Annotated in this window: 21 protein-coding genes and 2 pseudogenes; 9 read left to right on the top strand and 14 right to left on the bottom strand. The window is 68.0% G+C overall.

Features of this window, described 5'->3' with window-relative positions; genetic code table 11:
- Positions 1-494, bottom strand: a pseudogene (locus tag A5736_RS01975) (DUF222 domain-containing protein); the annotation flags it as partial.
- A 116-nt stretch (positions 495-610) separates the two neighbouring features.
- Here A5736_RS01975 and A5736_RS01970 point away from each other — a divergent pair.
- Positions 611-1,480, top strand: a complete 870-nt coding sequence (locus A5736_RS01970) for a 3-hydroxyacyl-CoA dehydrogenase family protein (RefSeq protein ID WP_076244233.1) — start codon at positions 611-613, stop codon at positions 1,478-1,480.
- A gap of 1 nt (position 1,481) precedes the next feature.
- On the opposite strand, the gene A5736_RS01965 is transcribed toward A5736_RS01970, so the two are convergent.
- Positions 1,482-1,742 (bottom strand): hypothetical protein, encoded by a 261-nt coding sequence (locus A5736_RS01965; protein WP_233148059.1) that lies wholly within the window; start codon positions 1,740-1,742, stop codon positions 1,482-1,484.
- 211 nt (positions 1,743-1,953) lie between these two features.
- Positions 1,954-2,814: an NAD(P)-dependent oxidoreductase gene (locus tag A5736_RS01960; protein WP_076244231.1), complete on the bottom strand. Its 861-nt coding sequence runs from the start codon at positions 2,812-2,814 to the stop codon at positions 1,954-1,956.
- Positions 2,815-3,097: 283 nt separating this feature from the next.
- Between A5736_RS01960 and sigH the strand changes: the two genes are divergently transcribed.
- Together sigH and rsrA are read left to right on the top strand one after the other, a co-directional pair.
- The gene (gene sigH, locus A5736_RS01955; RefSeq protein WP_175611160.1) at positions 3,098-3,742 is read left to right on the top strand and encodes a sigma-70 family RNA polymerase sigma factor SigH; all 645 of its coding nucleotides are present in this window, start codon (positions 3,098-3,100) and stop codon (positions 3,740-3,742) included.
- Positions 3,739-4,041: a mycothiol system anti-sigma-R factor gene (rsrA, locus tag A5736_RS01950; RefSeq protein ID WP_076125739.1), complete on the top strand. Its 303-nt coding sequence runs from the start codon at positions 3,739-3,741 to the stop codon at positions 4,039-4,041. Before sigH ends, rsrA begins: the two co-directional genes overlap by 4 nt.
- 21 nt (positions 4,042-4,062) lie before the next feature.
- Here rsrA and A5736_RS27150 read toward each other — a convergent pair whose 3' ends face one another.
- Complete coding sequence (locus tag A5736_RS27150; RefSeq protein WP_003416889.1) at positions 4,063-4,137, bottom strand: 50S ribosomal protein bL37; 75 nt, start codon at positions 4,135-4,137, stop codon at positions 4,063-4,065.
- Between the two features lie 211 nt (positions 4,138-4,348).
- Between A5736_RS27150 and A5736_RS01945 the strand changes: the two genes are divergently transcribed.
- The gene (locus A5736_RS01945) at positions 4,349-4,564 is read left to right on the top strand and encodes a biotin/lipoyl-binding carrier protein (RefSeq protein WP_076125798.1); all 216 of its coding nucleotides are present in this window, start codon (positions 4,349-4,351) and stop codon (positions 4,562-4,564) included.
- A gap of 21 nt (positions 4,565-4,585) precedes the next feature.
- On the top strand, positions 4,586-6,085 hold the full coding sequence (locus A5736_RS01940) for a sensor histidine kinase (RefSeq protein WP_076125741.1): 1,500 nt from the start codon (positions 4,586-4,588) through the stop codon (positions 6,083-6,085).
- Positions 6,086-6,147: 62 nt separating this feature from the next.
- Here A5736_RS01940 and whiB1 read toward each other — a convergent pair whose 3' ends face one another.
- Both whiB1 and A5736_RS01930 read right to left on the bottom strand, forming a co-directional pair.
- A complete protein-coding gene (whiB1, locus tag A5736_RS01935) occupies positions 6,148-6,402 on the bottom strand; it encodes a transcriptional regulator WhiB1 (RefSeq protein ID WP_068070345.1) in 255 nt (84 codons plus the stop codon).
- 268 nt (positions 6,403-6,670) lie between these two features.
- The gene (locus A5736_RS01930) at positions 6,671-7,645 is read right to left on the bottom strand and encodes a diacylglycerol kinase family protein (protein WP_076125743.1); all 975 of its coding nucleotides are present in this window, start codon (positions 7,643-7,645) and stop codon (positions 6,671-6,673) included.
- A 119-nt stretch (positions 7,646-7,764) separates the two neighbouring features.
- Between A5736_RS01930 and A5736_RS01925 the strand changes: the two genes are divergently transcribed.
- Positions 7,765-8,175, top strand: a complete 411-nt coding sequence (locus A5736_RS01925) for a hypothetical protein (RefSeq protein WP_076125745.1) — start codon at positions 7,765-7,767, stop codon at positions 8,173-8,175.
- Here the strand turns inward: A5736_RS01925 and A5736_RS01920 are convergent.
- Genes A5736_RS01920 through A5736_RS01910 form a run of 3 tightly spaced genes read right to left on the bottom strand, consistent with a single transcriptional unit; the run spans position 8,127 to position 10,305 of the window.
- Positions 8,127-8,609 (bottom strand): GNAT family N-acetyltransferase, encoded by a 483-nt coding sequence (locus A5736_RS01920; RefSeq protein ID WP_076125747.1) that lies wholly within the window; start codon positions 8,607-8,609, stop codon positions 8,127-8,129. The two genes, A5736_RS01925 and A5736_RS01920, sit on opposite strands and share 49 nt — an antisense overlap.
- Positions 8,606-9,718: an isochorismate synthase MenF gene (locus tag A5736_RS01915; RefSeq protein ID WP_076244229.1), complete on the bottom strand. Its 1,113-nt coding sequence runs from the start codon at positions 9,716-9,718 to the stop codon at positions 8,606-8,608. The genes A5736_RS01920 and A5736_RS01915 overlap by 4 nt, the downstream gene beginning before the upstream one ends.
- Positions 9,715-10,305 carry an acid phosphatase gene (locus A5736_RS01910; RefSeq protein ID WP_076125751.1) on the bottom strand — a complete coding sequence of 197 codons (591 nt, stop codon included), beginning with the start codon at positions 10,303-10,305 and terminating at the stop codon, positions 9,715-9,717. The genes A5736_RS01915 and A5736_RS01910 overlap by 4 nt, the downstream gene beginning before the upstream one ends.
- An 84-nt stretch (positions 10,306-10,389) precedes the next feature.
- Here A5736_RS01910 and A5736_RS01905 point away from each other — a divergent pair, with 84 nt between their 5' ends.
- Positions 10,390-11,190, top strand: coding sequence for a ParA family protein (locus tag A5736_RS01905; protein ID WP_076125753.1), 801 nt, complete (start codon positions 10,390-10,392; stop codon positions 11,188-11,190).
- An 18-nt stretch (positions 11,191-11,208) separates the two neighbouring features.
- Here A5736_RS01905 and A5736_RS01900 read toward each other — a convergent pair whose 3' ends face one another.
- Both A5736_RS01900 and A5736_RS01895 read right to left on the bottom strand, forming a co-directional pair.
- A complete protein-coding gene (locus A5736_RS01900) occupies positions 11,209-12,459 on the bottom strand; it encodes a hypothetical protein (RefSeq protein WP_076244227.1) in 1,251 nt (416 codons plus the stop codon).
- Between the two features lie 14 nt (positions 12,460-12,473).
- The gene (locus A5736_RS01895; RefSeq protein ID WP_076244225.1) at positions 12,474-14,039 is read right to left on the bottom strand and encodes a DEAD/DEAH box helicase; all 1,566 of its coding nucleotides are present in this window, start codon (positions 14,037-14,039) and stop codon (positions 12,474-12,476) included.
- A 246-nt stretch (positions 14,040-14,285) separates the two neighbouring features.
- Here A5736_RS01895 and A5736_RS01890 point away from each other — a divergent pair, with 246 nt between their 5' ends.
- Positions 14,286-14,993, top strand: a complete 708-nt coding sequence (locus tag A5736_RS01890; RefSeq protein ID WP_076125758.1) for a ferritin-like fold-containing protein — start codon at positions 14,286-14,288, stop codon at positions 14,991-14,993.
- 3 nt (positions 14,994-14,996) lie between these two features.
- On the opposite strand, the gene A5736_RS01885 is transcribed toward A5736_RS01890, so the two are convergent.
- Positions 14,997-15,791 carry an MmpS family transport accessory protein gene (locus A5736_RS01885; RefSeq protein WP_076244235.1) on the bottom strand — a complete coding sequence of 265 codons (795 nt, stop codon included), beginning with the start codon at positions 15,789-15,791 and terminating at the stop codon, positions 14,997-14,999.
- A gap of 204 nt (positions 15,792-15,995) precedes the next feature.
- Between A5736_RS01885 and A5736_RS01880 the strand changes: the two genes are divergently transcribed.
- Positions 15,996-16,283: a DUF3107 domain-containing protein gene (locus A5736_RS01880; protein ID WP_170874559.1), complete on the top strand. Its 288-nt coding sequence runs from the start codon at positions 15,996-15,998 to the stop codon at positions 16,281-16,283.
- Here the strand turns inward: A5736_RS01880 and A5736_RS01875 are convergent.
- Together A5736_RS01875 and A5736_RS01870 are read right to left on the bottom strand one after the other, a co-directional pair.
- On the bottom strand, positions 16,270-16,953 hold the full coding sequence (locus A5736_RS01875; protein ID WP_076125761.1) for a TetR/AcrR family transcriptional regulator: 684 nt from the start codon (positions 16,951-16,953) through the stop codon (positions 16,270-16,272). The genes A5736_RS01880 and A5736_RS01875 overlap by 14 nt on opposite strands.
- Before the next feature lie 296 nt (positions 16,954-17,249).
- Positions 17,250-17,729 (bottom strand): annotated as a pseudogene (locus A5736_RS01870) (ThiF family adenylyltransferase); the annotation flags it as partial.

The following is a 17,729-nucleotide window of genomic DNA, read 5'->3' as shown; positions in this document are numbered from 1 at the left end:
GGTGCCCTGTTCGGCCAGCTTGGCTTCGACTTGCTCGCGGGTGGCGTGGTCGATCCAGCCGGGCAGCTGGTGGAAAAGCGGCGGATCACCGCCACCTGCCCGGCCCCCAGCTCGCCCCCGCGCTGCGCGGCGGCAGCGTTGGCCAACACCGGTTCCAGCGGTTCACCCGTCAGGCCACGGCGCGGACCCAGATCGGCGGCCTCGTTAATCCGCCGGGCTGCTTCGGCCTTGCTGATCAGCATTCGCTCGGCGATCGCGTGCGACAGCTTGCCGCCCAACTCTTCTGGAGTGGATTGGCGGGCAACGTGATTGATCAATTTGTGCTCCGGGGCCGGTAACCGTCGCCGCCAGCGTTCACTGCGCTCCAACAGTCCCAGGCACTCCGGGGTAGTCAGCGCGTCGAATCCCAGCCTCGCCACACCGTCGAGCGCGGCGTCTACCGCATCGAACGCAGCCGTGATCGCGTCACGATCGACAACCCCGCCCGAACTCATACCGCGAAACTAGCCAAGCCCACCGACAAAAAACGCCACCCAGGGACTGCTGAAACTAAAGTGGCGCAAGTGATTTAGCGCCACGGCGATTTATGCGCGCGACTTAGTATGCGTGTGTGACTGGCTCATACACCTACACTTTCGACGACATCCAGGACCGCCCGGTCGCTGTGATCGGGGCGGGCACGCTGGGCCGCCGCATCGCGCTGATGTTCGCCAGCCGCGGTGGAACCGTGCGAATTTATGCCCGGCGGGCCGAACAGCTCGCCGAAGCGACGCAGTATGTCGCCGAGTCGCTACCGCAGCTGGTGTCCGAGCGAGGCTTTGGCGAGGCCGGCGTCGCAACCGCCGCGACGTCGCTCGACGAGGCGTTGGACGACGCCTGGCTTGCCGTGGAGTCCGCCCCGGAGAAGCTCGAAATCAAGATCCCGCTGTGGGGCCAGATCGACCAGGCGGCACAGGCGGACACGATCTTCGCGACGAATTCCTCGTCCTACCCGTCACGGCTGATGGCCGAAAACGTGCGCGACAAAACACGTTTGTGCAACATGCACTTCTACATGCCGCCTCAGGTCAATGCCGTCGACCTGATGTCCGACGGCGAGACCGACCGCGGCCTGCTCGACACCCTGCTGACCGTGCTGCCCGAGTTCGGCGTGCATCCTTTCGAGGCGCGCAAGGAGTGCACCGGGTTCATATTCAATCGCATCTGGGCGGCCATCAAGCGGGAGTCGCTGGCCGTCGTCGCCGAGGGCGTGGCCCGCCCCGAAGACGTCGACGGCATGTTCAGAGTCAACTGGGGTGTGCCGGCCGGGCCGTTTCAGATGATGGACCTGGTCGGCCTGGATGTCGTGCTCGACATCGAAAACCACTACGCACAAGAGTTTCCGCACCTCCCGAAGCACGTGCGCGAGTTGCTGCAGGCATACATCGATGCCGGCAAGCTCGGCATCAAGACCGGCGAGGGCTTCTACTCGTATCGTTGAGTCAGTTGCTGAGCACCAGGCGCCAGCTGCCGGGAGTCACCCGATCCGGGACGCACCAGAAGTTGTTCCAGTTGCCCGGCGTCGTCGCCTTCACGCCCGGGCCGGCGTCCTGACACGCCGCCCGAGTCGGGTAGTTGCCCTCGGTCTGAATCGTGTCGGCGTTGGCGACGCCCACGCCGGCGGTCAACAGCCCCGCGACGGCCAGCGCACCGGCGGCGGCAATCGTCGCGCCTGTCTTCTTCATTGATCGCTTCGGTTCCATCGAGTCCTCCTGTGGTGTTGCATGGACCAGCGTTAACGTGGAGTGTAGTCAGTTGACTACACTCCACGCAAGGGCCATTATTCAGCACGTGTGCAGGAGAGGGTGAGGCGCGCGAGCGTAACGCTGCTGCGAAAAATCGGGCCACTTTTGACCGTGGCGTTACGCTCGCGATCCTTAAGCCGCGAGCGCCGGCGTGGCAGCCCCCGCCACGCTAGGGCCCGCTGTATCCCGGCGGGTTGACGCCGTCGACCCAGAAGTCGACGCCGAGTTGCGCGCCCGGCACGCAGTTGTACACCGACAAGTCGGTGACGCCGGACTCGACCAGCACGTCCTCGCACAGCAGCGTGTTGCCGGTGTATTCGCGTGCCGGCTTGGTGAGGATGACGTAGGCCGCGTCCGAATACACCTCGGGCTTGCGGGCCCGCCCCATCGCCTCTTCGCCGCCGAGCAGGTTCTGCACCGCGGCGGTGGCCACCAAAGTGCGCGGCCACAATGTGTTCGACGCGATGCCGTCGTCGCGCAGTTCCTCGGCCATCCCGAGCGCGCACAGCGTCATGCCGAACTTGGCCATCATGTACGCCGTCGGCTTCAGCCATTCCTTGCCGAGCAGCACCGGCGGCGACAGCGTCAGAATGTGCGGGTTTTCGCGGCCTTTCAAATGCGGAATGCACGCCTGCGACACCGCGTACGTGCCGCGCACCTGGATCCCGTTCATCAGGTCGAACCGCTTCATCGGCACCTCGGTGATGGACCCGAGGTTGATCGCCGAGGCGTTGTTCACGCAGATGTCGATGCCGCCGAATTGCTCGACGGTCTTGGCGACGGCAGACTCCACGGACTCGGGGTCGCGGACATCTCCGACGATCGGCAGCGCCTGTCCGCCCGCCTCTTCCAGCTCCTTGGCCGCGGTGTAGACCGTGCCCGGCAGCTTCGGGTGCGGGTCGGCGGTCTTGGCGATCAGGGCGACGTTCGCGCCGTCTTGCGCGGCGCGCTTGGCGATCGCGAGGCCGATGCCGCGGCTCGCGCCGGAGATGAACATGGTCTTGCCCTGGAGGGGCTTCGCGTGGGACATGGCGTCACACTAACGTCCCGCCGCAACCGGCCCTGGTGGGGGACCACTGGATCCAGGGGACGGAAAGGCCAGGAAATAGCACGCCGGCCAACGCTGTTAAACCAGCAGGTTACTGATGCGCCTGGGGCAGGCCCGGGCGGGCGGTGTCGGAAGCAGCCTTTAGATTGGGAGGAGCAGTCTGGTGTCAACGGCGACGAGCCTGTTGACTCGCGTTCCTGCGAGTCCGGTGGAGCTTTCGACGCTGCCCGGCGACACCGCAGCAGAAGGGACCGTGTTGACCGATATGGCCGACCCCCAAGATGGCCGAGAGGATGGCGGCCTCGCGACCCCCGAAGAGACCGACGAGGAACTGACGGCGCGTTTCGAGCGCGACGCGATTCCGCTGATCGACCAGCTCTACGGCGGCGCCCTGCGCATGACCCGCAACCCCGCCGACGCCGAGGATCTGCTGCAAGAGACCATGGTGAAGGCCTACGCGGGATTTCGCTCCTTCCGGGCCGGCACCAACCTCAAGGCGTGGCTGTACCGGATCCTGACCAACACCTACATCAACAGCTACCGCAAGAAGCAGCGCCAGCCCGCCGAGTATCCGACCGAGGCGATCACCGACTGGCAGTTGGCGGCCAATGCCGAGCATTCCTCCACGGGGTTGCGCTCGGCCGAGGTCGAAGCCCTCGAGACGCTGCCGGACACCGAGATCAAAGAGGCGTTGCAGGCGTTGCCGGAAGAGTTCCGGATGGCCGTCTACTACGCCGACGTCGAGGGCTTCCCCTACAAAGAGATCGCCGAGATCATGGACACGCCGATTGGGACGGTAATGTCTCGGCTGCACCGCGGTAGACGTCAGCTGCGCGGATTGTTGGCCGACGTGGCCAAGGAGCGAGGGTTCAACCGCGGCCCACAGGCGCACGAGGAGGTGTCGTCATGAGCGAGTTTTCCGGCCCCGTTGACTCGTGCCCCGACGACGATTCCCACGGCAGCATCGGGTGCGCGGAAGTGATCGCAGAGGTATGGACCCTGCTCGACGGTGAATGCACGCCCGAGGCCAAAGAGCGGCTGCGCCAGCATCTGGAGGCCTGCCCCGGATGTTTCAAGCATTACGGCCTCGAGGAGCGGATCAAGGCACTGATCGCCACCAAGTGCAAGGGTGAGAGGGCCCCCGAGGCCCTAAAGGAGCGCCTCCGGCTGGAGATCCGCCGGACGACGATCATCCGGGGCCTGGAGTAGCGCCCGAACTACCGCCGGCGGCTACGAGTTGGGCCGTTTGCCGTGGTTGGCTTTGCTGTACTTACGATCGCGCTTCTTGCGGCCACGCTTGGCCATCGTTTCGAACCTCCGGGATTGCTGGGATGCCGGGCGCCGGGCGCCCGCACGTTGCCGCCCAGTCTCTCACGGGACGCGGCGCGCCACGTCGACGGCCCGCGCGCCGCGGTCTGGGCCGGTCTTGTGGTTCGATATACAGGACCAGCAGCCAGCATGCGCAGTGGCCGAAAAGCAGTGGCCGAAACAAATGGCCGATACGAGTGGGGTGAAGATGGCCGAGGATGTTCGCGCCGAGATCGTGGCCAGCGTGCTCGAAGTCGTTGTCAAAGAGGGTGACCAGATCGGCAAGGGCGACACGGTGGTGCTGCTGGAATCGATGAAGATGGAGATCCCGGTCCTGGCCGAGATCGACGGCACCGTGAGCAAGGTAAGCGTCTCGGTCGGCGATGTCATTCAGGCGGGCGACCTCATCGCCGTCATCAGCTAGGCCCCGGAAAAAGCTTGGCCGATGTCCACTCTCGGTGATCTGCTTGCCGAGCACACGATGCTGCCCGGCAATGCGGTGGATCACCTGCACGCGGTGGTCGGGGAGTGGCAGCTGCTGGCGGACCTGTCGTTCGCCGATTACCTGATGTGGGTCCGCGACGACGGCGTGCTGGTGTGCGTGGCGCAATGCCGGCCGAATACCGCGCCGACGGTTCTGCAGACCGACGCGGTGGGTAGCGTCGTACCCGCCGACCAGCTGCCGCTCGTTGCCGAAACCTTCAGTTCGGGCGCGATCGGCAGGGAAAGTGTTGTGGGGCAAGAGCATTCGTGGCCGCTGCCCGGTCCGCACGTTGCGGCGTCCCCGGTGCGCTACGGCGAGCAGGTGGTTGCCGTGCTGACCCGGCATCAAACCGCGGTGGCCGCCGATCGCACGTCGGGTCAGTTGGAGACGGCCTACCGGGACTGCGCCGAGGACCTCGTTCACATGCTTGCCGAGGGCACCTTTCCCGACGTGGGGGACGTGGCCATGTCGCGCTCGACCCCGAGGGCGGGCGACGGCTTCATCCGTCTCGACGTCAACGGTGTGGTCGCCTACGCCAGCCCCAACGCGCTGTCGGCCTACCACCGGATGGGCCTGACGACCGAGTTGGAGGGCCACAACCTCATCGAAATCACGCGGCCGCTGATCTCCGATTCGTTCGAGGCGCAGGAGATGGCCGAGCACGTGCAGGACCTGCTGGCCGGCGGGAAGAGCATGCGGATGGAGGTCGACGCGGGCGGCGCGACGGTGCTGCTGCGCACGCTGCCGCTGGTGGTGCACGGCTCGAGCGCCGGTGCCGCGGTGCTGATCCGCGATGTCACCGAGGTGAAGCGCCGCGACCGGGCCCTGATTTCCAAGGACGCCACGATCCGGGAGATCCATCATCGTGTGAAGAACAACCTGCAGACGGTGGCGGCGCTGCTGCGCCTGCAGGCCCGCCGCACCGTCAACGCCGAGGGCCGGGAAGCCCTGATCGAGTCGGTGCGCCGGGTGTCGTCGATCGCGTTGGTGCACGACGCGTTGTCGATGTCGGTGGACGAGCAGGTGAACCTCGACGAAGTCATCGACCGGATCCTGCCGATCATGAACGACGTCGCGTCCGTGGACCGGCCGATCCGGATCAACCGGGTCGGCGACCTAGGCGTGCTGGACTCCGATCGCGCGACGGCGCTGATCATGGTGATTACCGAGCTCGTGCAGAACGCGATCGAGCACGCGTTTGACCCCGCGGCCGCGGAGGGATCCGTGACAATTCGCGCCGAGCGTTCCGCGCGCTGGCTCGACGTCGTGGTGCACGACGACGGGCGGGGGCTGCCCGAGGGATTCAACCTGGAGAAGTCCGACAGCCTGGGCCTGCAGATCGTGCGGACCCTGGTGTCGGCGGAGCTGGACGGCACGCTGGGCATGAGTGAAGCCTCTGAGCGCGGCACCGATGTGGTGTTACGGGTGCCCATCGGCCGCCGGACCCGGTTACTGCTCTAGTGCCCACGCAACAGTGCGGCCCCGACGATCGTCAGGGCCGCACTGTAAGTGGAGAAACTGGGTCAGACTCCGCTGCGGGCCTTCGTCCGGGCGTTGCGGCGCTTCAGCGCGCGCCGCTCGTCTTCGCTCATTCCGCCCCAGACGCCCGAGTCCTGGCCGGTGTTCAGAGCCCAGGCGAGACACTCTGTGGTCACCGAGCACCGATTGCAGACCAGTTTCGCGTCAGCGATCTGCGCGAGCGCCGGACCGCTGTTCCCCACCGGGAAGAACAGCTCCGGGTCCTCGTCGCGACAGACCGCCTTGTGGCGCCAATCCATACGTTGTTACTCCTCACTGAGTGCGCAGCAAGGCGCACGGGCATTTTCTTCGGCTGTTAAGCGTGCACAAGAAAAGGTTTCCGTACCTTACGAATTTTCTGCATGCAACCTTTCGATCGTTTCACAGGCACAGAAGATGTCAATAGCGTGCGTTAGCTCGTGGGCTATCTCACTTTGGCGATCTCGTACCCATGGCCTCACTCCGTTGTACTAGACTGGGCGGCCGCCGTCGCCCGGCACAATTTCCACGGGCCCGATCGATGTTGCGTTATCGCAGGTCAGGTACATTTTTGGCGGGCGGCGCGGCGACGGCGAGCAGGTCGGGGACCGACCGGAACGTCATGGTTTCGCGCAGGCCGAGATAATCGCCGTCGAACTGGCTGGGAATCGGCCCGGCGGTCGAGGTCACTCGGACCCAGGCCGCGTCGTCGTCGCGCACCACTTGTTTCACATTCGGCTTGGGGCCCTTCGAGAGGATCTGGCGCAGCACGTTCAGCGTCGGCAGCACCTTCATGCCGTCGAGCGCGAAGACGCCGAGGCCCGACTCGAAGGTGCAGCGGGGGTTGGTCACCAGCGGCCGGTTGTTGCTGTAGGTCCACGGACTGGTGTTGGACACCCACACGAAGTGCACGCCCGGGACCGGATCACGGTCGGGCAGCTCCAGCGTCAGCACCGGGTCGCGGCGCCTGAACGCGAGCGTGACGGGAATCGCCACCCGCCAATAGCGCAGCGCGTTGACCTTGACGCCCTTGTCGCGCTGGGCCTCCACCGCGGCCACCACCTCCGCGTCGACGCCCATCCCGGCGTTGACCAGCGCCCACCGCTCACCGCAGTCGATCAACCCGATGCGGCGCCAAGTCTGGTGCCGGCGGTAGTCATCGAGCAGCTGAATGAGCTGGTTGGTGGCGGCGACGGGGTCCTGGGCGATGCCCAGCGATCGGGCCAGCACGTTCGCCGAGCCGCCGGGCACCACCGCGAGCGCGGGCAGGTGCTCGGCCCGCGGCGAGCCGGGGGCGCCGAGCAGACCGTTGACCACCCCGCTGACCGTGCCGTCGCCGCCGTGCACGACGACCAGGTCAACCCCGTCCGCCGCCGCAGCCTGCGCGATTTCGCCGCCGTGACCGCGGTGGCTGGTGTGCTCGACGGTGAGCTGAAGGCGGCTTTTCAGCGCGTGCGCCAGCAGATCGCGAGCGGCCGGGGTGGTGGAAGTGGCTGTTGGGTTCACGATCAGCACGGCGCGCATGATGCACGAGCTTATGCGGGGCGGTTAAGACCCCGCTGTGGGGGAACCGGCCGCTCGCGGGGCCGGGCGGGCTCTACGCTGACGCTGTGAATTCGCCGGCTCCAGCCCCCGCCCCAACCATGGTGCGTGTCGCGGGATGGATCGTCGCGGTGCAGGGTGTGGCCGCGCTGGCGGTGGCCGCGGTGTTGGTGGTGCGCGGGATCGCCGGTGCCGACCAGCGCGTGGTCAACGGCCTGGGCACCGCGGTCTGGTTCGTCCTGGCGGGTGCCGTGGTGCTCGCCGCGGGGCGGGCGCTGGTGATCGGCAAGCGTTGGGGCCGCGGGCCGGCGGTGTTCACCCAGCTGCTCCTGCTGCCGATTTCCTGGTATGTGGCGGTGGGCTCGCATCAGCCGGCGTTCGGGATTCCTGTCGGCGCCCTGGCACTTTCCGCGGTGATCCTGCTCTTCACTCCGCCGGCCGTGCGCTGGGCCGCCGGCGGCGATCAGCGCGGCCCGGCCAGCTCGGCCAACGGCGGACCGGACAGCCGATAGGTGGTCCACTCGCGCTGCGGTTGCGCGCCGATTTGGTCATACAGCGCAATGGCATTGGCGTTCCAGTTCAGCACGGCCCACGACAATCGCGTGTAGCCGTTGTCGATGCATTCGCCCGCCAGCGCCCTCAACAGCGCGCGGGCCAGGCCGCGGCGGCGAAACCGCGGGCGGACGAACAGGTCCTCTAGGTAGATTCCCGCCACGCCGTCCCACGTGGAGAAGCTGAGAAACCACAGCGCCATCGCGGCGATCTGGCCCTCGACTTCCGCGACGTGACCGTGCACCGTCGGCGGACTACCGAAAAGCGCTGTGGAGACGTGTGTTTCGGTCACTGTGCATTGCTCGGCAGCGCGTTCGAATTCGGCCAGCCCGTGGATCATTTCGGCAATATCGGCGCAGTCTTGTCGTGCCGCGCGGCGGACAATTACGCTCATTGGTCGACTCCCAGCGCGCGCAGTATCGTGGCGAATTTCGTTGTCGTCTCGTCGACTTCGTCATCGGGATCCGATTCGGCGACGATGCCTCCACCGGCGTGCGCGACGGCCGTGCGGCGGTCCGCCGACAGCTGCGCGCAGCGAAGGGACACCACCCAACGCCCGTCGCCGTCGGCGTCGCACCAGCCCACGGCTCCCGCGTAGAAGCCACGGTCCCCTTCCAGTTCGGCGATGAGCTCGGAGGCGGCCTTGGTCGGCACCCCGCCGACCGCGGGGGTGGGATGCAGCGCCAACGCCAGATCGATTGCGGTAGTTGACTTGTCGCGCAACCGACCGCTGATCGGTGTGCACAGGTGCCAGACCGCGGCCGTGCGGCTCAATTGCGGCTCGGAAGCGATCGTCAGGCCGTCGCACAGCGGCTCCAGGGCGGCCCGCATCGTGTCGATCACCAGCTGATGCTCGTGACGGTTCTTGGCCGAGTCCGCCAGGGCGGCGCCGTTGGCGGCGTCGAGGTCCGCGTCGCGGGCGCGGGGCGCCGAGCCGGCGAACGGCCGGCATTCGACGCGATCACCGACGCGTGCGACCAGAAGTTCGGGGCTGGCGCCCACCAGCGCCGCGCCCGCGTAGCCATCGCGCCCGGAGCCGCCGGCCGCGGTCAGATCGGCGAGATAGCCGTAGGCGGTCGGGTCGGCGGCGACCAGCCGGCGCAGCACGACGCGCGCGTCCAGCGGAGCATCGGCGACCAGCCGCAGGGCGCGAGCGAGCACCACCTTGTGCAGCGGGCTGCCCGGGGCGGTGAGCCGGTCCCGGGCGCGGCCTATCCGGTCGCGGTAGTCGGCGGGCGGCGGAATGGCGGCGGCGACCCGCACCGGGGGCAGCGGGCCCGTCGGCCAGTCGGGCGGGCCGTCGGTGCGCAGCACGGTGTTCGGAACCAGCAGCGCGGCGGGTGCGTCGATGTCGAAAGGCAACGCGCCCAACACGATTGGGGCCGACCCCGTTCGCAGTGCCGCTTGCGCCGCCCGCACGTCGCTGTAGCGCGTCCGCACCCCGTCGGCGACCAGAGTCCCGCGCGGCCCGCACAGCGCGAACGGCGGTTCGGCTGCGGTCACTGACCGGTCAACCCGAGCGCACAGAGTTGTCGCACCCCGTGCTCGAAGCCGCAGACGGCGATGGACGCGGTGATCATCCCGAAGCGGCGGCCTTCGACGAGCGGCAGCTCGACCCACCGCGTGATCACCGCGCGGGAGAAGTGGCCATGGCTCACGAACAACACGTCGCGCGACTCCATGTGCTCCAACGCCATCGCGACGGCCCGGTCGGCGCGCTCGCTGACCTGCGCGACGCTCTCGCCGCCGGGGCAGCCGTGCGTCCACACCAGCCAGTCGGGCACCGACTCCTGGATCTGCGCCGTTGTCAGGCCCTCATACGACCCGTAGTCCCACTCGGCGAGCAGTGGTGAGACCTCGTCGATGGTGAGCCCGGCCAATTCGGCGGTCGCCAGGGAGCGTTGCCGCGGACTGCTGATCACCAGCGGGTCAACGAGTTTCAGTTCGCCCAGCGCCCGCCCGGCCAGCTTGGCCTGCGTGCGGCCGGCATCGGTCAGCTCGACCTCGGTGCGGCCGGTGTGCTGGCCCGATTTCGACCACTCGGTCTCGCCGTGGCGCAGCAGCACCAGACGATGATTGTGCAAGCCCATGCCGACCGATTCTGCCCGAGACTTTTGGGCCCCCAAAAGACGAAGCCCTTAGCAGCCGGCCCCGAACGTGCCAGGATGGCGCGTATGACTAAGACCCGGGTACTGGCGGTGGCCAACCAGAAGGGCGGGGTGGCGAAAACCACGACGGTGGCCTCGCTGGGTGCGGCGATGGTGGACAGCGGCCGGCGGGTGCTGCTTGTCGATCTGGACCCGCAGGGTTGCTTGACCTTCTCGCTGGGCCACGACCCCGACAAACTACCGGTGTCGGTGCACGAGGTGCTGCTCGGTGAGGTCGAACCCAACGCCGCGCTGGTCACGACGATGGAGGGAATGACGCTGCTACCGGCCAATATTGACCTGGCCGGTGCCGAGGCGATGCTGCTGATGCGGGCGGGCCGCGAGTATGCGCTCAAACGGGCACTGGCCAAGGTTTCCGACGACTTCGACGTGGTGATCATCGACTGCCCGCCGTCGCTGGGTGTGCTCACCCTCAACGGGCTGACGGCCGCGGACGAGGTCATCGTGCCGTTGCAGTGCGAGACGCTCGCCCACCGCGGCGTCGGCCAATTCCTGCGGACCGTCGCCGACGTCCAGCAGATCACCAACCCGAATCTGCGGATGCTGGGCGCGCTGCCGACGCTGTACGACTCCCGCACCACGCATACCCGCGACGTGCTGGTCGATGTGGCCGACCGCTACGACCTGCCGGTGCTCGCCCCGCCGATCCCGCGCACGGTGCGCTTCGCCGAGGCCAGCGCGTCCGGCTCGTCGGTGATCGCCGGACGCAAGAACAAGGGCGCGACCGCCTACAAGGAGCTGGCGAAGGCGCTGATGAAGCACTGGAAGTCCGGCAAACCGCTGGCCACGTTCGCCGTAGAGATTTAGCGGCGCGCGGCCGTGGGATCAGCCCAGCGCCACCACGGTGTTGCCGCGCTGCTCGAAAACCCGGGAACCGGACACGGCCGGGACGACGGGCGTTCCCGGCTGCGCCGGGCTGGCGGCCCGATCGACTGGGATGTAGCGCTCGCTGGAGCCGTTGACCGGGTTGTACACACCGATCGCGCCGGTGACCGGCACCAGCAGCTTGCCCGCCATCATCACACCCGGCCCCAGCGGCGCCGTCGTCTCGCCGGCGGCGATGGTATAGCGCGGGGTCAGACTGCTCGCGTCGAAGACCATGACGGAATCGCCGGTCCACCAGGTCACCACGTTGCCCGTCTGGGACACCCCCGCTTGGGACACCAATGCCGAGCTCGACGGAGCCTTGGGCAGCAGGGTGCTCGACACGGTGGTGCCCGTGTCATCGATCACGTCGACCCTGGGTTGCGAGCCGGACCCGCCGGGCAGATACACCGCGGTGTTGTTCTCCCGGACGGCCAGCACGCGGGCGCCCGAATCCGCCGTGATCCCGGGTTCCGAGACGACGTGTTGTTGGGGTTCGTCGTCTTCCTTGGCCGGGCGCAGCAGGACCAGCCGCAGATCCGCCTGATTGACGCAGCTTTCGAACACCGAGACCGCCGACGAGCTGGCGGCCGCCGAGACCAGCTTGCATCCGGAGTGCAGGCCCCGCGCCGACGGTTTCACCCGGGCATCGGTCTCGCCGTAGGCCAGCATCCGGACCATGTCCGAGCGCCAGAGTTCCAGCCGGGTATCGCCCGCCGACAACACCGTTGTGCCGTCGGAGGAGAGGCGGACCCGCGGGTCGGCATTACCGCTGCGGGCGGGCCCGCGGCGACCCGTGGATCCGTCCAGCGTGCTGACCTGACCGCAACCGCGGTCGTCCCGGTAGACCGCGACGGCGTAGCGGTAGAGCCATGTCACCCCGCAGAGATCGGTGTCGCGCTCATAGCTCCAGCGTGACTGCCCGGTGCCGGCGTCGCGCCCGTCGAGCCGGCGTCTGTCGGCGGTGGTCACCGTTCCGCCGACCACGATGGGTGCGGTGGTGGCGACGCTCGTCGCCGTCCACAGCTGACGCAGGGCCGCGGGCACTTCGCGGGCCGGGGCCGGGTTGGGCGCGCCGACGGCGGCCGGCCGGCTGATGGCGGCCCGCGCGTCGCTGGTCCACCAGATCAGTGCGGCGGTGGCGGCGACGACGACCGCGATCGCCGCGGCGGCCATGACGTCGCCCTTGGTCCGGCGTTCGGGTCTGACCATGCCGCGGCGTGGGCTCAGTTGGCGAGCGCGGATGCGGCGGTGGTTTCGGCGGGCTTGCGGCGGCGACGGCGGCGCCGGTTGGTGCCGCTGCCGTTAGAGCCCTGTTTCTCTGCGGCGACTCCGCCATCGCCATCGCTGGTGGTTCCGTTGCCGGCCGGGTGGCCGGAGACGGGCTGCCCGCCGCGGGTGCGACGTCGCCTCGCACCGGAGCGGTTGGACTTCTGGCCCACACCCTGGCCGGAACGTTGGCCCGAGCCCTGACTCGAGCCCTGGCTCGAGCTCTTGGTGTCGCGGCGCTTGACCGGCGACCTCCGCGGCGCGCCGACCTTGCCGCCGGCCTCGGCCGGGATGCCCAGCTCGGCGTACAGATGCGGTGAGTTGGAGTAGGTCTCGGCCGGGTCGGGGGTGTCCAGGCCCAGCGCCTTGTTGATCATCGACCAGCGGGGCAGCTCGTCCCAGTCCACCAGGGTGACCGCGACGCCGGCCTTGCCGGCGCGGCCGGTGCGGCCGATCCGGTGCACGTATGCCTGTTCGTCCTCGGGGATCTGGTAGTTGATGACGTGCGTGACGTCGTCGATGTCGATGCCGCGGGCGGCCACGTCGGTTGCGACCAGCACGTCGATGTCGCCGGTGCGGAATGCCTTGAGCGCCTTCTCGCGCGCTATCTGTCCGAGGTCGCCGTGCACCGCGCCGACCTTGAAGCCGCGTTCGGCCAGCTCGTCGGCCACCTTCTGCGCGGTGCGCTTGGTGCGGGTGAAGATCATGGTGGCGCCACGGTCATTCGCCTGCAGCACCCGGCTGACCAGCTCCACCTTGTCCAGCGCGTGGGCGCGGTAGACGAACTGTTCGGTGGTGTCGTGGGTGGCGGCCGAGTGCGGGGCCTCGGCGCGGATGTGGGTGGGCTGGTTCATGAACGTGCGGGCCAGCGTGATGATCGGGTCCGGCATGGTCGCCGAGAACAGCATCGATTGCCGGTCGGCGGGAATCTGGCGCAGAATGCGCTCGATGTCCGGCAGGAAGCCCAGATCGAGCATCTCGTCGGCCTCGTCGAGCACCAGCACAGAGAGCCCACCGAGCTGCAGGTGACCCTGCTGGCAGAGGTCGAGCAGCCGGCCCGGGGTGCCCACCACGACGTCGGCGCCGGTGCGCAGCGCCTCGATCTGCGGCTCGTAGGCCCGGCCCCCGTAGATCGACACCACGGACAGCGGGCGGCCGCCCTCGGCGGTCAGGTACTTCGCCGCCGTGGCCAGGTCCCCGGTGACCTGCAGGCAGAGTTCGCGGGTCGGCACGACGACCAGCGCGCGAGGCGCGCCGTTGAGCGGTCGGGCTTGAGTGTTCGAGCCGTCGGCGGTGATCCGCTGCAGCAGCGGCACGCCGAACGCGAAGGTCTTGCCCATGCCGGTGCGGGCCTGGCCGATCACGTCGTCGCCGGCCAGGGCAAGCGGCAGGGTCAATTCTTGGATGGCAAAAGGACTTTCGATGCCTTCTTCGGCAAGCGCGCGCACGACTTCGTCGCGGACGCCGAGCTTGGCAAACGTATTTTGGGGGGTCAGTTCAGTTGCGCTTGTGAGTGCGGTCATACGCGGGTGATGTGCCTTTCGGTGACGTCTTCGGTTGGTCGGTTTTCTGTCGCGGTCACGCGCGCACGAACTCCGACTCCACGTCGCCGAGTGCGGGCCCCTGCATTCGTTTTGGGCGGGCCAGCTGTGCACGCACATTTCGCCGGTGGCAACGGCAGAAGAAATACCGCCACCACCTCCAAGCATGATAGCTGGTCAACAGCCGGCACCCATCTTCCGCCAGGTCCGGCGACTAGAGTGTTGCCCATGTCCCCGCCCCTTCCCGGGCCCTCCTCCGCCGACCAGGTGGACGATTCGCCTACCCCACGCCTCACCGCGGACCACCCAGGCGTCAACGAACTGTTCGCGGTGCTCGCCTACGGCGAGATCGCCGCGTTCTACCGCCTGACGGACGAGGCCCGCATGGCTCCTGACCTGCGGGGACGCATCTCGATGGCGAGCATGGCCGCCGCCGAGATGCAGCACTACGAACTGCTGCGCGACGCCCTGGAAAAGCGGGGCGTCGACGTGGTGTCGGCGATGTCGAGGTACGCGTCGACGTTGGAGAACTACCACCGGCTGACCACGCCGAGCACCTGGCTGGAAGCCCTGGTGAAGACGTACGTCGGCGATGCTTTGGCCGCCGACCTCTACCTGGAAATCGCCGACGTGCTGCCCGACGAAGTCGCCGACGTGGTGCGGGAGGCCCTGTCGGAGACCGGGCATTCCCAGTTCGTCGTCGCCGAGGTGCGCGCGGCCGTGACCGGCAGCAGCAAGCAGCGCAGCCGGCTCGCGCTGTGGGCGCGTCGCCTGTTCGGCGAGGCCATCACGCAGGCGCAATACCTGCTGGCCGATCACGACGAGCTGGTCGACCTGGTGGTCTCCGGTACCGGCGGCCTGAGCCAGCTCGGCGCGTTCTTCGACCGGCTACAGCAAACCCACGACCGGCGGATGCACGAGCTCGGCCTGAGCTGACCCTTAACGGGTGCAGGTCGCCATGATCGAGTTGTTGGCCGACACCGCCACCGCTTGACCCTCGGCGTTGACGATCGAGCAATTCAGCCGGCCGTAAATGCTGGTCGCGACGACCGACTCGGTCTGCACACCCGGATTCAGCACAACGACCTTGGACCAGGGCAGCGACACGTTGAACTCGGTCTGCGGGTAGCCCTGGGCGTCGGTGTAGACGATGTTCACCAGGTCCAGCAGCTGCTTCGTCCCGGTCACGGTGTAGAGGACGGTGCGCGGGTTCACCGCGATCGGTGGCGGCGCGGCCGTGGCGGGGGGCGCGGCCGTAGGCGCCAGGGTCGGCGCGGTGGTCGGCGGCTGCGTCGGAGCCGCGCGGGGCGTCGTCACGGTGGTGACCGTCTCCTGCGGGAGCGGCGATTGGCTCGGCGCCGCGCTGGGCGGGCTCGTGGTCCGCGGCGCGGAGGTCAGCGTCTGCGGGGCGGGTCCCACCGTCGCCTTGGTCGATGCGCTGTCGCCGCTGTTGAGGACGACGGCGGTCGCGATCGCCCCGAGCGCGACCACGGCGGCGAGGATGGCCGTGACCGGGCGCACACGAAAATCGGCCGGCCAGCCCGTCCAGCTGTAGTCGCCCTCGGACCCGGCCCGGTACAGCTCCTCGGTGTCGCCGTCACCGTCACGGTCAAAGTCGTAGTCGCGGTCGTAGTCGCGGTCGTAGTGGCGGTCGTAGTCGTCGTAGTCCAGGTCGAAGCCGTCGCGGCCCGGGCGGGCGCGAACCCTGTCGATAGGGGGCAGTGTGGTACCCATGGTGCCGAAGTTAGCCATGTGAAAACACGGATCCGCCGTCGAACCCGGGTGTGAACCCAGCTGGTAGCCAATCGTTACCTCTCCGCGACCGACGTTTCGCTGACCGCGAACCCCGGGGCGCGCCGTGCGCTCGGCGCATCCACTAGCCTGCTGCTGACACGCCTGCGACTTCACCGCTACTGCAAGCTGCTACTGGAACCGCTCATGGAAGGGGCCACTGTGGAGGTCAAAATCGGTATCTCGGACAGTCCGCGCGAGCTGGTCTTCTCCAGCGCGCAGACACCCGGTGAAGTCGAAGATGTCGTCGCTGCCGCGCTGCGCGAGGGTGCGGGCCTGGTCAGCCTGAGCGACGACAAAGGCCGTCGCTTCCTGGTTCAGACCGACAAGATCGCCTACGTCGAGATCGGCGCGGCCGACGCTCGCCGCGTCGGCTTCGGAATCGGGGCGGAGTCTGCCGCCAAAATCGTTGGGAAGGCCGCTAAGAGCGAGTGAGCGGCACGTGTGACAGCCCGCCCCACGCGAACTGAACGGTGCCCTCCACGGCGTCCGACTTGGAGATCGGACGATCCGAGTCCAGCCAGTATCTGGCGCAGTCCACGCTGATCCCGACCAGTCCCACCGCGATCATCCGGGCGCGGTGCGGATCGAGTCCCGAGTCCTCGCTGATCAGCGCGAACACCGCGTCGATGCACGACTCGGTGGCGACCCGCACCTGCGCGGCGACCTCGGGTTCGGTGACGTAGTCGTTCTCGAAAATCAGCCGGTAGCCCTGGCTGTCGTGCTCGATGAAGTCGAAGAACGCCTGCACCGCCGAATGCAGCCGCCGCCGGTTGTCGGTGGTGGTGCTCAGCGCCTGCTGCACGCCCGACACCAGGTTGTCGACGTGCCGATGAAGCACGGCCAGGTAGAGCTCCAGCTTGCTTGAAAAATGTTGGTACAGAACGGGTTTGCTGACCCCGGCCCGTTCGGCGATCTCGTCCATGCCGGCCGCATGGTAGCCACGGTTGACAAAGACGTCGCTGGCCACGACGAGCAATTGCCCACGACGCTCATCGCGGGGCAGCCTGTTGCCGCGCCGGTTCGGGGTCGCCATGCCGTCTCCCGGCCGAGGGGCGCCCGGTTTGACGGCACGTCGTGCCGCCGCCTTGGCGAGTTCGCTCATCGAGTCCTCATCTAGTTGGTGGCATCTCGTTGGTGGCAAATCTATTGGGTGGCAACTGACTCCTCGGATGCCCCGGGTCAGCCGCGCGCGGCTCGTCGCACAGACATTACTACCCGTGGCGTCCCGACGGCCGTCATCGGCGCGGCATTCGGGCGCGCCAGGGACAACCTCCGTGCCGGCTGTGCCATTCTTGGGCAATGACGTCCCAGCAGCCCGGGCGCGGCACCGGCCAGGTTCCCGTGCTGCGCGACGAGTGGCGAGAACCACTGCGGGCCCAGCGGGATCCGATTGGGCGCGATCCGATCGGGCGGCGGCGGCTCCGGGTACAGGTCGCGGTAGTTGAGGCCGCGCCCGTCGGGGGCGTCCTCCCAGAACACCGAAACCTGCCCCTCGAAGCGGTAGATCGAGCCCCACACGTACGGCTTGCCGGCCAGCACCGCGGCGTCGTTGACGAGATACCGGGTGGCGAAGTTGTCGGTGCCGTCCAGGATCAGGTCGTACTGCGCGAACAGGTCGACGGCGTTGCCGGGCTCCAGCCTGAATTCGTGCAACCGCACGTCGACCAGCGGGTTGATCGCGGCGATCGAGTCGCGCGCCGACTGGGCCTTGGACCGCCCGACGTCGGCCACGCCGTGGATGATCTGGCGCTGCAGGTTCGACTCGTCGACTACGTCGAAGTCGACGATGCCGATCGTGCCCACGCCGGCCGCGGCCAGATACAGCAACGCGGGCGCCCCGAGCCCGCCGGCGCCGATCACCAGCACCCGCGCGTTCTT

Origin of the sequence: Mycobacterium sp. SP-6446 (assembly GCF_001954045.1) — a bacterium.
Classification (GTDB): Bacteria; Actinomycetota; Actinomycetes; order Mycobacteriales; family Mycobacteriaceae; genus Mycobacterium.
Note: the sequence above shows the minus strand (reverse complement) of the source record. Positions and strands in the feature narration are given on the sequence as shown.

Coding starts and splice junctions, on each gene's coding strand:
- A5736_RS01900 (WP_076244227.1), bottom strand. CDS start 12,459: ATGGTCAGACCCGAACGCCGGACCAAGGGCGACGTCATGGCCGCCGCG.
- A5736_RS01930 (WP_076125743.1), bottom strand. CDS start 7,645: ATGCGCGCCGTGCTGATCGTGAACCCAACAGCCACTTCCACCACCCCG.
- A5736_RS01890 (WP_076125758.1), top strand. CDS start 14,286: ATGTCCCCGCCCCTTCCCGGGCCCTCCTCCGCCGACCAGGTGGACGAT.
- A5736_RS01905 (WP_076125753.1), top strand. CDS start 10,390: ATGACTAAGACCCGGGTACTGGCGGTGGCCAACCAGAAGGGCGGGGTG.
- sigH (WP_175611160.1), top strand. CDS start 3,098: ATGGCCGACCCCCAAGATGGCCGAGAGGATGGCGGCCTCGCGACCCCC.
- A5736_RS01880 (WP_170874559.1), top strand. CDS start 15,996: ATGGAAGGGGCCACTGTGGAGGTCAAAATCGGTATCTCGGACAGTCCG.
- A5736_RS01910 (WP_076125751.1), bottom strand. CDS start 10,305: ATGGGCTTGCACAATCATCGTCTGGTGCTGCTGCGCCACGGCGAGACC.
- A5736_RS01895 (WP_076244225.1), bottom strand. CDS start 14,039: ATGACCGCACTCACAAGCGCAACTGAACTGACCCCCCAAAATACGTTT.
- A5736_RS01940 (WP_076125741.1), top strand. CDS start 4,586: ATGTCCACTCTCGGTGATCTGCTTGCCGAGCACACGATGCTGCCCGGC.
- whiB1 (WP_068070345.1), bottom strand. CDS start 6,402: ATGGATTGGCGCCACAAGGCGGTCTGTCGCGACGAGGACCCGGAGCTG.
- A5736_RS01960 (WP_076244231.1), bottom strand. CDS start 2,814: ATGTCCCACGCGAAGCCCCTCCAGGGCAAGACCATGTTCATCTCCGGC.
- A5736_RS01965 (WP_233148059.1), bottom strand. CDS start 1,742: ATGGAACCGAAGCGATCAATGAAGAAGACAGGCGCGACGATTGCCGCC.
- A5736_RS01925 (WP_076125745.1), top strand. CDS start 7,765: ATGGTGCGTGTCGCGGGATGGATCGTCGCGGTGCAGGGTGTGGCCGCG.
- rsrA (WP_076125739.1), top strand. CDS start 3,739: ATGAGCGAGTTTTCCGGCCCCGTTGACTCGTGCCCCGACGACGATTCC.
- A5736_RS01875 (WP_076125761.1), bottom strand. CDS start 16,953: ATGAGCGAACTCGCCAAGGCGGCGGCACGACGTGCCGTCAAACCGGGC.
- A5736_RS01945 (WP_076125798.1), top strand. CDS start 4,349: ATGGCCGAGGATGTTCGCGCCGAGATCGTGGCCAGCGTGCTCGAAGTC.
- A5736_RS01920 (WP_076125747.1), bottom strand. CDS start 8,609: ATGAGCGTAATTGTCCGCCGCGCGGCACGACAAGACTGCGCCGATATT.
- A5736_RS01885 (WP_076244235.1), bottom strand. CDS start 15,791: ATGGGTACCACACTGCCCCCTATCGACAGGGTTCGCGCCCGCCCGGGC.